We start from the raw sequence: 11,359 nt of genomic DNA, 5'->3' as shown, positions 1-11,359 counted from the left end.
GGCCAGCCCGGCGCAATCGAGCGACAGCGTCGACGCCGCCCGGTATGGCGGTCCCGCCATCATAGATGACGCCTGCAAGGTCCAACAGCACGCCCCTTGTCATCACCCCAGCATGACGAGGAGTCCGCTATGCGTCAAATGCGAAAGGAACGAGGTTGCGGCGAAGAGCTGTCCTGCTACTTGTGCCTTCGTCGAGCCATGTCGCCGGCGCGGGGCGGAGATCGACACCGAGCTCAGATCAGCAGCAACCCCTTCATACTCGCATTGCCTTTCCTGCCGATGATGAGGTGGTCGTGGACGGCGATGCCGAGCGGCTTTGCGGTGTCGATGATCTGCTTGGTCATCTCGATGTCCGCGCGCGACGGCGTCGGATCGCCGGAGGGGTGGTTGTGGACCAGGATGATGGCGCTGGCCGAAAGCTCCAGCGCGCGCTTGACAATGATTGTGGCGGTATTGACTACCCAGAGGGCTGGCTTCAAGGTTTGGGATTGGGACCAAAGCCGTGGGATGGGTGGAAGCAATGAATACCCCCGATCAAGGCACTGAGCTATTTAGGCCCTTAATGAGCCATCTGGATACTCTAGCCTCCAGAAATGAAATGGCGCTCGATCGAAGATATCTCTCCAGCGCGATTAATGGTCTGATAGAGCTTTATAGTTATAGTGCCGCCAGGACTCGCAAAGGTCTCCCTAGATCTTCTATTGAAGATGATGATTTATACGAGCTTCTGGGGGTGTACGCGACTTGTATGAAATCTATATACAGAGAAGATTTTCCTTCCGATCATCTAACTATGCACCCATTGGTGATAATATATGAAATTATTAATGGCATGATTTTATCGCAAGATAGATCTAGTGGTACCTAAAATATTTATGCATCTCGCCGTCGAGTGACCGTGATTCGCAATGGTGAGCGGTCCTCTCGTAGCATGCTTGACAAATTCAAAATCCTTCAGCTGATTTCGGGCGCAGTGTTTCGGGGGGGCGCCAATAGGCTTGTACGCGCGCGCTGATGCCGGCCTCCAGCCTTAAATCAACAGCAGCCCCTTCATGCTCGCGTTGCCGTTCCTGCCGATGATGAGGTGGTCGTGGACGGCGATGCCGAGCGGTTTGGCGGTGTCGATGATCTGCTTGGTCATCTCGATGTCCGCGCGCGACGGCGTCGGATCTCCGGAGGGGTGGTTATGAACCAGGATGATGGCGCTGGCCGAGAGTTCCAGCGCGCGCTTGACCACCTCGCGCGGATAGACCGGCGTGTGGTCGACGGTGCCGACCTGCTGCACCTCGTCGGCAATCAGCCCGTTCTTCTTGTCGAGGAAGAGCACGCGGAACTGCTCGCGGTTCTCGAAGGCCATGACTGACCGGCAATAGTCGAGAAGCTGCGTCCAGTTCGCGACGATTTCGCGGCCGCGCACCTCGCCGCGCGCCATGCGCTGCGCCGCCGCGGCGATCACCTTCAGGTCGACCGCCACCGAAGGGCCGATGCCCTTGACTTCCTGCAGCAGCGCAACCGGCGCGCCGAGCACTTCGGCGAAGGTGCCGAAGCGGGCCAGCAAGGCCTTGGCGATCGGCTTGGTGTCGACGCGCGGGATCAGCCGGAAGAGCAGCAGTTCGAGAAGCTCGTAGTCGGGGAGGGCGTCGGGACCGGCGGCCGTGAAACGCTCGCGCAAACGGTCGCGATGGCCATGATAGTGCGGCTGTTCTGGTGTCGCCTTCTTTTCGGCCGCCGCTTTGCCGGCCGGCGGTTCGATCCACCGCTCGGAGAAAAATCCCCGCTCGTCGTCGCCGGTTTTTCCCATGAACCCGCCCCCCGAAGGCATTGAGGGAAGACTAGGCGAGTAAACCAGGCCGATCGAGTTTTTTCGGCGAGAGCGTGAAGATCTCGCAGCCGGTGTCGGTGACGCCGATCGTGTGCTCGTACTGCGCCGACAGCGAGCGGTCGCGCGTCACCGCGGTCCAGCCGTCCGACAGCACCTTCACATGCGGGCGGCCGAGGTTGATCATCGGCTCGACGGTGAAGATCATGCCCGGCCGCATCTCGACGCCCTCGGTGGCAGTGCCGTAGTGCAGGATGTTGGGCGCGTCGTGGAAGAGCTGGCCGACGCCGTGGCCGCAGAAATCGCGCACCACCGAGCAGCGCTCTGCCTCGGCATAGGTCTGGATGGCGGCGCCGATGGCGCCGGTGCGGGCGCCGGGCCTGATCGCGGCGATGCCGCGCATCAGGCACTCGTGGGTGACCTCGAGCAGGCGCTCGGCGGCGCGCTTGATGGTGCCCACCGGGTACATGCGCGAGGAATCGCCGTGCCAGCCGTCGAGGATGTAGGTGACGTCGATGTTGACGATGTCGCCATCCTTCAGCGGCTTGTTGTCGGGAATGCCGTGGCAGACGACGTGGTTGATCGAGGTGCAGGACGATTTTGTGTAGCCGCGATAGTTGAGCGTCGCCGGCAGCGCGCCATGGTCCATGCCGAACTCGTAGACGAAGCGGTCGATCGTCTCGGTGGTGACGCCGGGCGCGACCATCGGCACCAGCTCGTCGAGGCAACGTGCCGTCAGTTCGCAGGCCTTGCGCATGCCGGCAAAGCCTTCCTCGCCATAGAGGCGGATCTGGCCGGTGTTTCTGAGCGGTGCCGTGGCGGCGTCGAGATAGGTGACCATTTACGTCCGTTTACCGGGTGGGTTGGCTCCTGATGCGAGCCGTCGCGAAAATCTTCCCAGATTTGGCACCGGAAGCCGCAAGGTTCAAGGACGAACTGCCGCTGACGGACTTAAGCCCGCTCTATTTGGCCTCTACGGAGGATGTCCAAGCCGCCGCCTGGTCCGGCGCCCGGGTCGGCGCAGCGCTTTCCTTTTGCAGCTCGACGGGGTAGGCGAAGGGAAGAGTTGGAGACTTGATGGCGTACGCGCGCGCAAACTCATCGCTGTCGGCGATCAGGGCGGCCTGCTCGGGGCTGATGGCCCTGCTGCTGGTGTCGCTGCTCGGTCTCGCCCAGCAACAGGCGATCAGCGCTGCCGCTTCGGGCGGCGCCGGCATCAGCGTGGCGCGGCAGGGCGACCAGGTCGCGCTGCTGCGCATCACCGGCAAGACGCAGGCGCTCGAAATCCGCGCCGGCCGGGCGCTGCCGGTCAAGTTCCTGGGCAGCGCCAATGGCGCGCTTGCGCCGGCGACCCTTGCACTCCTCGTCGACCAGGTTTCGCCGATCCAGGCGGCGGCCGCTCCAGCCGCCACCTCCGCCCGGCAGGCGAGCACCAACCAGCCGCGCGCGCCGCCTTTCGCTTGAATTGAGCGGTCCCAGACCGCACCTTCAACCATTCCCCACTTTTCGCGTCGCGAACCGCGCGGCGGCCGTTGGCCGTCCGTCGCCGCGTGGCGCGCCATTTTCGGAAACATATTCAATGCAACGCATCAAGACATTCAAGACACTGACGCGCGGTGTCTCGGCCGCGCTGTTTCTCTCGGTCCAGGTGATCATCTGCATCGGAACCGTTTTTTGGGCGGTCGCCGAGACGCTCGGCATGGCGGGAACAGCGGCGATGGTGCTCGGCGCCATTTTCGCCGTGCCCTCGGCCTACGCCCTGTTCTTCGTCAGCCGCATGGCTTTCGAGGCAGAGACCGATCCGGCCAACCAATGAGCGCAGGCCGGGCTTACCGCACTCAGGACACATTCCTGAGTCAAAAGCCCGGCCAAAGCGATTTTTCAGGACGAACGCCGGTGCCGTGACAGCACCGGTCGGGGAGACTTGGAATGGACAGATTGCAATTCGAGGTGCCGGTGCGCATTACCCCGGCGCCCGGCCTGCCGGTCGAGGAGATCTACGGCGTCGAGCAGGCGCTGGATTTCCTGCAGGCCTGGCCGGCCCGCCGCCAGGGCAAGGTCCATGAGGCCGCCTTCAATGCCTGCTTCGGCGCCACGGTGGACGTGGTCAAGACCGAGGATGCCTGCCGCGCGTTCATGGCGTTCTGCCGCGTCAGCGGCCTGCTCGCCAGGGACATGATGGTTCCCGGTAAGCGCGGCGGCGAGGCGAGGGGACTGCGGGCCTAAGCTCGCATCGTCCGCCTTTGCCGGCATCTAGCGGCTGAATTTCAGGTCCGGCTTGTCGCCGTCCCAACCCTGAAGCCCTCCAGGCGCCTCGCGAAAGCGCAGGCACCTTGTGCCCATTCGGTCGACGTCGCTCGACTGCCTGTTCCAGGTTCCGGCTGATGCTTGCTCACTTGACCTGTTCAATCTCCGGAGCTGGCGTCTGGTCCGTCGCTGGAGCCGGCGCGCAGTCTTGCCCCTTGCACTCCAGGACAGGGTCCTCGGCCGGGGGCAGGCAATTTTGCCCCTCGCAATGAACTGACGGCTGCTCTGGCACCGCTTGCCCGTTCGGCGGAGCAGGCTGCTCCTCAGCGCTAACGGCCAGCGGCCCTGCCAAGCCGACAATGGCCGCGCACAGGAGTGCCATCCGAAGCAAATGCATTCCCGCCTCCACGGCTGAGAGCAGGCCGAACTTTACACTTTCGAGCGGAGGCCGACTCCTGTCACCCGCGAACGGCCTTAACAGCGCGTTTCTGTCCGAGGCGCGATCTCGCGTTTTCGGCGGTTGGGTTCGTCGTGGCTACGCAAGTCGCCAGCGCCAGAACTGCACTACTCCTTAGGGCGGTAGGGTTAGCGATTGCGCTTTCGCCGGGAACAATGCAGCCTAGCCTGGGGTTCGAGAAGCTACTTCCCGGCGGGACCATGCAGGACGCGGCTCAGCAACTGGTGCAGAGGTCATGACACGCGCTCAGTTGGCCGGCGTCGTCCTGGGCCTGTCGCTGGTAGCGGCGCTGACCATTGTCCGGGCGAGCGACCCGCAGCCGTTGAGACTCGCCCGCGAAGCGACTTTCGACCAATATCAGCGGCTGGCACCTCGCAGCTTCGAGGCGATGCCCGTCCGCGTGGTCGACATAGACGAGGCTTCGTTGCGGCAGTTCGGGCAGTGGCCGTGGCCCAGGGATCGCATGGCCGCCCTGGTCGATAAACTGGCGGAGCTTGGCGCGGCAGTCGTCGCATTCGACATCCTTTTCGCCGAGCCCGATCGTCTGTCGCCTCGCACTGTTGTCCGCGACGTGCCAGGCATCGATCCTGCCCTGCTCGATCGCCTGCCCGACAACGACGAGATCTTCGCCCGGTCGATCGCCGGCAAGCCGGTTGTCCTGGGTTACGGCATCTCCAACGAAGGGACCTATCACCCGCAGGTGAAGGCTGGCATTGCCTTTACCGGCGAGAGCCCGGTCGATGCTCCTCCCCATATCAAGGCAGCCACACCGCTGCGGCCGCAGCTTGAGGCCAATGCCGCCGGCATCGGACATATCAGCCTCAATCCAGGCAAATCGACCGCTGTGGTGAGGACAGCTCCACTCTTTCTGAGTGATGGCGAGCAGCTTTATCCGGGTCTTGCTCTCGAAGCCATGAGGGTAGCGCAGGGCGCCTCCACCTATCTGATTGCCGGCGCGCCCGAGGGGCAGGGCATAATGACCTCCGTCAAGATCGGCGACTTCGTTATCCCGGTGACCTCGGCAGGCGAACTCTGGCTCTATGTCAGCCCCGACAGGGCGGAACGGTATGTTTCGGCGAAGGACGTGCTTGCACCCAATGGCGTCTCGCCCCAAACAAGGGCCGCGATCGAAGGCAACATCGTGTTTGTCGGCACTTCCTCCGCCGGGCTGCAGGATATTCGTGTCACGGCGCTCGGTGAGAACGTGCCGGGCGTCTCGCTCCACGCGCAGATGGTTGAACAGGTGCTGTCCGGCCACTATCTGTCGCGGCCCGACTGGGCAAACGGGCTGGAAATCGCGTCGATCGCGATGCTGGGCAGCCTTCTGGTGCTTCTCACGATTTTCGTGAGCCCTGCGATTGCTCTCGCCTGCGGCCTGGCGATCACCGGCATGGCGCTCGTTGCATCATGGCTTGCCTTTTCGCTTGCGGGACTGCTGTTCGACCCGTTTGCGCCAATCGTCATGGGCTCGATCACGCATTTCGCGACCACCTCTTTCCGCTTCCTGGTGACTGACCGGGAGCGGCGCGCTATCCGGCGGGCGTTCGGTCAATATTTGTCGCCATCGCTGCTCTACCGTATCGAGCACACCCGCGACGCGCTTCGTCTTGGCGGCGACGACCGCGAGTTGACCGTGATGTTTGTCGATGTACGCAACTTCACCGAGATCAGCGAAAGACTGCCGCCCACCGCCGTCGTGGGGTTTCTGAACACGCTTCTCGACGCGCTCAGCCGTCATGTCACCGCCAACGAAGGCACACTCGACAAGTTCATCGGCGATTCGATCATGGCCTTTTGGAATGCCCCAATCGATGTCGCCGATCATCCCGCCAAAGCCGTTCGCGCGGCATTGGCCATGCGCGAGACGATTGCCCGCCTCAACGAAAGCGACGCATTCGGATTCGGGGCCGAGCAGGCGGTTCGCATCGGCATCGGAATCCATACCGGCGTCGCCTGCGTGGGAAACATGGGTGCTGAGTCGCGATTCAACTATTCGGCGGTGGGCGACGCAGTGAACACCGCAGCGCGTATCGAGACGGTGTGCAAGACGGTGAGCTTCGACATCCTCGCGTCCGACGACACCGTAAGATCGCTGCCAGGCTGGGCTTTCCTCGACGCGGGATCGCTGGAGCTCAAGGGAAAAAGGGCGAGGACGAGAATCAATGCCGTCGTCGGCGATGAAAGTGTTGCCTCGTCGCCGGATTTTGCGGAATTGCGGCTTCTGCACGGCAAGCTCATCGAGGCGTTGCGTTCGCGCTCGCCAGGCAGCCGAAAGATCATCGCGGCGGCCAAAGCCAAGGCCGCGGGCTTGCCGGCGGGCTTGCAGGACTTCTATGGCAGGATATCGCGCAGAGCGGATGATTTTCTTGCCAAACGGGCGGGAGCGGGGGTGGAAGCGACTGCCGGCTATGCGGAGCAACAATTCGGCTCCAACTCCTGACCTGCATTTGGACACGGCAGTTGGCCGCCGCGCTCGCTGCTCTTTTTCGGCCACACCGATCTAGAAGGACTCAGCCCCGACCGGCCAGCGAAGCCGAGCGCAGGACGCGCCAGGAAAAAGAGCGGCTGTCTGTTGCGCTTGCCCTATCAGTATTTTCGGCCAGGACCGTAGGATTTTCCGGGATTGCTGGGGTCGTGCTTGCCCGGGTCATTTCCATGACCGTTGTTGCCGTCATCCGTTGGCGGGGCCGGCGGGTCCGGCGGATCCGGCGGATTGGGTGTGCCCGGACTGGGTGGACTGGGCGCCCGTTGCTGCTGCGGCCGCGGCGTATGCTCCTGCTGAATGGCGACCTTAAGCCCGCAATTTCCGCCGGTACCGAAGCCTCCCGAAAGCTGCTGAGTGCCGGTCAGAAACGGCAACGCCCGCTGGGTGCCGAGTGCGGTGAGCACAGATCGATTGACCTTGGTAACGTCGCTCATTGCGCCTGATGGCGACGCGACCACACAATCGCAGCGCTGCTTCAGTTCCCTGCATCCGCCACCGCTGCAGAACCGAGCCGACCCCTTCAGGAGCACGACGGCGGTTTTGCCGTTGGGCGCGATGTGAACGTCGAATGCTGTTCCCCGCACCCCTATCGTGCCCGCGGGCGTGACGATCTGGTAGGCGGACGAGGACGAGCTTCCGCTTATCCAGCGAAACGTTCCCTTGGCGGCGCGGATAGTAAGGTTCTTCACCGAATTATCATCGTTGAAGACGTACTTGTCGATGACGACGGAAGAGCCCCACCCTACAGCCAGTTTGGTGCCATCCAGGAACACGAATTGGCCAAGCCCGGTATTGGATGTCCTGATACGTTCGTCCCGATGAACGGGCGCGCTGACCACCAGCGGTCCGGTTGCGCCGGTGACGGCAGTCTTGATCACGACGGCCTTGCCGACTGTTTCGGCGGCGGCTATCGGTGTCGTATTGCTGAGCGTCGCGGCAAGCGCGACAACAGCAGCCCACCTCAAGGACGGCATGGCATCCCTCCTGCCATGGCTTATTAGCACATGCGCAAAAGGCTGTCCTTACGTCAGGGCATACCTCAAATGGAGTAGGGCAGAGCCACAATCCCTCCTGGTGCCCAAGGGCTGCGGCAGCGGAATTTCCATGTAGCACGTACCATCGAACCTGATACTTTGGACTTCTCTGAACAACTCGGACTTCACTAATGGAGCGCCGGCTTACCGCGATCCTCGCTGCCGATGTGGTCGGCTACTCCAGGCTCATGGGGCTGGACGAGGCGGGCACGCTGTCGGCGCTGAAGACCCACCGACGCGAGATGGCGGACGCCAAGATTGCCGAACACCGGGGGCGGATCGTCAAGCTCACCGGCGACGGCATGCTGGTCGAATTCCCAAGCGTGGTGAACGCCGTGGCGTGTGCCGCCGAGATCCAGCGCAAAATGCGCGAGCGCAATGTCGACGTTTCGGAAGACAGGCGGATCGAGTTCCGCATCGGCGTCCATCTCGGCGATGTCATTGTCGAGGACAACGACATTTACGGCGACGGCGTCAACATCGCGGCGCGTATCGAGAGCATGGCCAGGCCGGGGGGCGTAGCAGTATCCGGCTCGGTCCGCGACAATGTTGGCAACCGGCTCGACTTGGCCTTCGAGGATACGGGCGAGCAGATATTGAAGAACATCGAGCGGCCGGTCAGGGTCTATAACGTCGACCTCTTCGCAGACGCGCCGCCCCGATCCATTGCCTCGATCGCTCGAGAGAAAACCGAGCCGGCCGCCCAGGCCAAGCCGTCGATCGCCGTCCTTCCCTTCAACAACATGAGCGGCGACCCCGAGCAGGAATATTTCTCTGACGGAATCACCGAGGACATCATAACGGACCTCAGCAAGGTCGGCGCATTGGCGGTCACTGCGCGCAACACGACCTTCGCCCTCAAAGGCAAGGCAATGGACGTGAGCGAAGCGGCGCGGCAATTGCGCGTTTCGCATGTGCTGGAAGGCAGCGTGCGCAAGGCGGGTAGTCGCGTTCGCATCACCGCGCAGTTGATCGACGGGATGAGTGGGCATCATCTGTGGGCCGAGCGCTACGACCGCGATCTCAACGACATATTTGCGCTCCAGGACGAGATCGCGCGGGCCATCGTCGATGCCCTGAAAATCCGGCTGATGCCGGCCGAGCATGCTGCCATCGGCAAGCGCACGACCGAGAACGTCGAAGCCTATCAATATTACCTGATGGGACGGCAGCATTTCCTGCGTCTGGGCCGTCGCAATCACCTTTCCGCCCGACGCCTCTACCAGCGAGCGCTCGAGATCGATCCCGAATACGCGCTGGCGCGGGCCGGGCTGGCGCTGGCTGAAGGCATGTTGCTGAGATCCGGAGATCGCAGCGCAAATCTCGTCACCTTAAGCGCCGAGGCGCAGCGCGCGCTGGCATTGGACTCGACGCTGGCGGAAGCACACGTGGCCGACGCGATGGCACATTTCCAGAAGGAGCAGATCGAGTTGGCAGGCGTTGCCTGCCGGCGAGCAATCGCGCTCGATCCCAATCTCTACGAGGCGCACAGGACCCTGGGCGACGTGCTGCGCATGGAGCGCAGGTTTGCAGAGGCCGCAGCCGCCTATGAGAAGGCGGCGGAGGTCGATCGCAACAGCTATGGTGCGATGTGCATGCTGTGGGATTGCCGCAAGACCCTGGGCGACGAGGAGGAGGCCCACAGGCTTTCACGGGGGGTGCTGACCCGCATCGAGAAAGCCATGCAACTGTATCCGGACGATGGGGCAGCCTATGCCTATGGCTGTTACATCCTCCACAATCTCGGCCTGGAGGAACGCGCCCTTGAGTGGGCCGAGCGCGCGATCACCATCGATCCGGAGGACTACAACAGCCACTACAATGTCGCGTGTTTCCTGGCGGCGATCGGCGCCGTCGAAAAGGCGATCGACACGTTGGAGCACAGCGTGCCGCAGCTTGGATTGCAGCAAGTGCACTGGATGGCGCAGGACGTGGATATGAATCCGCTGCGCGATCATCCGCGCTATCGGGCGCTGATCGAGCGCCTGGAGATCAGCTTGGCCGAGGCGGAAGGCCGATCAACCAGCGCGCCCGAAGCGCGGTCTGGTGGAGCTTAGCGCCACTTCCCGTACAGGATTGCGATGACGGCTGTGGGGGGCACAGGGGACTGCGAGGACAACACAGCGCTGCGCTCGGTGGAACAGCTCTCTCGTTTGTTCGGAAGCGTCTTCGAACACTCAATGAAATCAAGGCACTTGGGAATTTGGTACGCCCAAGGGGAATCGAACCCTGTTACCGCCGTGAAAGGGCGGTGTCCTGACCGCTAGACGATGGGCGCGCTCAGATGAAGCGGCTTATAATTGCGTTGTTCGCAACCGGCAACCCGTCTGCCGCCGCCTGCGACAACTTTTTTCAACAGTGGCAAAAATCGCGATTTGGGCACGCCGAGGGATGGGTTTCGAGCCCAAGCGGTTTCGGAAACAGTGCCGGCAATCGGCAAGGCTGGTGAAGGATCAGCCGTCGCCGCCGCCGCTGCGCCGGCGGCAGCGCCAGTTCCAGTCGCGCTCGGGACCGACGTCAACATGGATGGATTCGGTGTGGCAGTAGGTGCCGACGCCGCCGCGGCCGGGCATGGAGCGGACGTAGCTTGCCAGCTCCCATTTGGAGACGCCGGGAACCTGGATGTCGGCGGCGGCGCAATACATGTGCAGCGAATTCTTGGCGCCGTTGGCGCGGCGGTTGCGGGACGGGTCGCGATAGCCTGAGGTGACGACCATCTTGCGGCCATAGTGGCCCTCGATCGTCTTCAGCACCCGCACCAGCGACGGCTTCAGGCAGGCGACGTCGACGCTTTCGTTCTGCTTCAAGAGGCCGTTGGGCGCGAGCCGCGCCATGCCGGCGGCCGACGCCACCTGGTAGGAGCCGCCCTCATCCTCGTTGAGGTCGACGTCGCTCTCGTCGTCGATGCCGGACTTGCGCTTGATCTCGAACAGCGCCGTCTGGCGCACGCCGGGCAAGGCATCGGCGCCGGTGATGTGGTTGCTCGGGTCGTCGAGCGAGGCCAGTTGCACCGGCTTTTCGGCCGGGGTGGCGGAAGCGAGCGTGATGATCGGCTTGGCGGGCGCAGTCGCCTTGGCGGCCGCCGGCTGTTCGCCCGAGCGCGTGTTGACCAGCGGCGTGGGCGCCGCCGACGCCGGCGCGGTGCTGAACAGCGAGGCAAACAGGCCCTTCTTCGGCGCGGCGATCGGCTGCTGGGGTGCTTCGCCGGCGGTCACGTAGACGCCGTTGTTCATCGGCCGCGCGGCGGCCTCGGCCTGCGGCTTGGCTGCGGTCGCGGCGGCATCGCCAGCGGCGACCTGCTGCGCGACGGCCTGCGT

General features: G+C 63.3%; 9 protein-coding genes, 1 tRNA gene and 1 pseudogene. 5 read left to right on the top strand and 6 right to left on the bottom strand.

Annotated features, from left to right (window positions below):
• Positions 1-233: 233 nt before the first annotated feature.
• From EN738_RS21965 to map, 3 genes and pseudogenes are all read right to left on the bottom strand, one after another.
• A pseudogene (locus EN738_RS21965) lies at positions 234-440 on the bottom strand (JAB domain-containing protein); the annotation flags it as partial.
• Positions 441-1,030: 590 nt separating this feature from the next.
• The gene (gene radC, locus EN738_RS21960; RefSeq protein WP_127285548.1) at positions 1,031-1,801 is read right to left on the bottom strand and encodes a DNA repair protein RadC; all 771 of its coding nucleotides are present in this window, start codon (positions 1,799-1,801) and stop codon (positions 1,031-1,033) included.
• A 31-nt stretch (positions 1,802-1,832) separates the two neighbouring features.
• Positions 1,833-2,660, bottom strand: a complete 828-nt coding sequence (gene map / locus EN738_RS21955) for a type I methionyl aminopeptidase (protein ID WP_127285547.1) — start codon at positions 2,658-2,660, stop codon at positions 1,833-1,835.
• Between the two features lie 236 nt (positions 2,661-2,896).
• Here map and EN738_RS21950 point away from each other — a divergent pair, with 236 nt between their 5' ends.
• The 4 genes from EN738_RS21950 (at position 2,897) to EN738_RS21935 (ending at position 6,963) form a co-directional block, all read left to right on the top strand.
• Positions 2,897-3,283 (top strand): hypothetical protein, encoded by a 387-nt coding sequence (locus EN738_RS21950; protein ID WP_245478495.1) that lies wholly within the window; start codon positions 2,897-2,899, stop codon positions 3,281-3,283.
• Positions 3,284-3,398: 115 nt separating this feature from the next.
• Positions 3,399-3,635, top strand: a complete 237-nt coding sequence (locus EN738_RS21945) for a hypothetical protein (RefSeq protein WP_127285546.1) — start codon at positions 3,399-3,401, stop codon at positions 3,633-3,635.
• 113 nt (positions 3,636-3,748) lie between these two features.
• On the top strand, positions 3,749-4,045 hold the full coding sequence (locus EN738_RS21940; protein WP_127285545.1) for a DUF982 domain-containing protein: 297 nt from the start codon (positions 3,749-3,751) through the stop codon (positions 4,043-4,045).
• A 713-nt stretch (positions 4,046-4,758) separates the two neighbouring features.
• Complete coding sequence (locus tag EN738_RS21935) at positions 4,759-6,963, top strand: adenylate/guanylate cyclase domain-containing protein (protein ID WP_127285544.1); 2,205 nt, start codon at positions 4,759-4,761, stop codon at positions 6,961-6,963.
• Positions 6,964-7,109: 146 nt separating this feature from the next.
• On the opposite strand, the gene EN738_RS21930 is transcribed toward EN738_RS21935, so the two are convergent.
• Positions 7,110-7,982, bottom strand: coding sequence for a FecR domain-containing protein (locus tag EN738_RS21930; protein ID WP_127285543.1), 873 nt, complete (start codon positions 7,980-7,982; stop codon positions 7,110-7,112).
• Between the two features lie 191 nt (positions 7,983-8,173).
• Here EN738_RS21930 and EN738_RS21925 point away from each other — a divergent pair, with 191 nt between their 5' ends.
• Positions 8,174-10,099 carry an adenylate/guanylate cyclase domain-containing protein gene (locus tag EN738_RS21925; protein WP_127285542.1) on the top strand — a complete coding sequence of 642 codons (1,926 nt, stop codon included), beginning with the start codon at positions 8,174-8,176 and terminating at the stop codon, positions 10,097-10,099.
• A gap of 147 nt (positions 10,100-10,246) precedes the next feature.
• Here EN738_RS21925 and EN738_RS21920 read toward each other — a convergent pair.
• Positions 10,247-10,320, bottom strand: a tRNA-Glu gene (locus tag EN738_RS21920).
• A 175-nt stretch (positions 10,321-10,495) separates the two neighbouring features.
• On the bottom strand, positions 10,496-11,359 hold an 864-nt coding region (locus tag EN738_RS21915), incomplete at its 5' end, for a YcbK family protein (RefSeq protein ID WP_127285541.1).

The organism is Mesorhizobium sp. M4B.F.Ca.ET.017.02.2.1, assembly GCF_003998955.1.
GTDB lineage: Bacteria > Pseudomonadota > Alphaproteobacteria > Rhizobiales > Rhizobiaceae > Mesorhizobium > Mesorhizobium abyssinicae.
This window is presented reverse-complemented; position numbering and strand designations above follow the sequence as displayed.

Coding starts and splice junctions, on each gene's coding strand:
- radC (WP_127285548.1), bottom strand. CDS start 1,801: ATGGGAAAAACCGGCGACGACGAGCGGGGATTTTTCTCCGAGCGGTGG.
- map (WP_127285547.1), bottom strand. CDS start 2,660: ATGGTCACCTATCTCGACGCCGCCACGGCACCGCTCAGAAACACCGGC.
- EN738_RS21950 (WP_245478495.1), top strand. CDS start 2,897: ATGGCGTACGCGCGCGCAAACTCATCGCTGTCGGCGATCAGGGCGGCC.
- EN738_RS21945 (WP_127285546.1), top strand. CDS start 3,399: ATGCAACGCATCAAGACATTCAAGACACTGACGCGCGGTGTCTCGGCC.
- EN738_RS21940 (WP_127285545.1), top strand. CDS start 3,749: ATGGACAGATTGCAATTCGAGGTGCCGGTGCGCATTACCCCGGCGCCC.
- EN738_RS21935 (WP_127285544.1), top strand. CDS start 4,759: ATGACACGCGCTCAGTTGGCCGGCGTCGTCCTGGGCCTGTCGCTGGTA.
- EN738_RS21930 (WP_127285543.1), bottom strand. CDS start 7,982: ATGCCGTCCTTGAGGTGGGCTGCTGTTGTCGCGCTTGCCGCGACGCTC.
- EN738_RS21925 (WP_127285542.1), top strand. CDS start 8,174: ATGGAGCGCCGGCTTACCGCGATCCTCGCTGCCGATGTGGTCGGCTAC.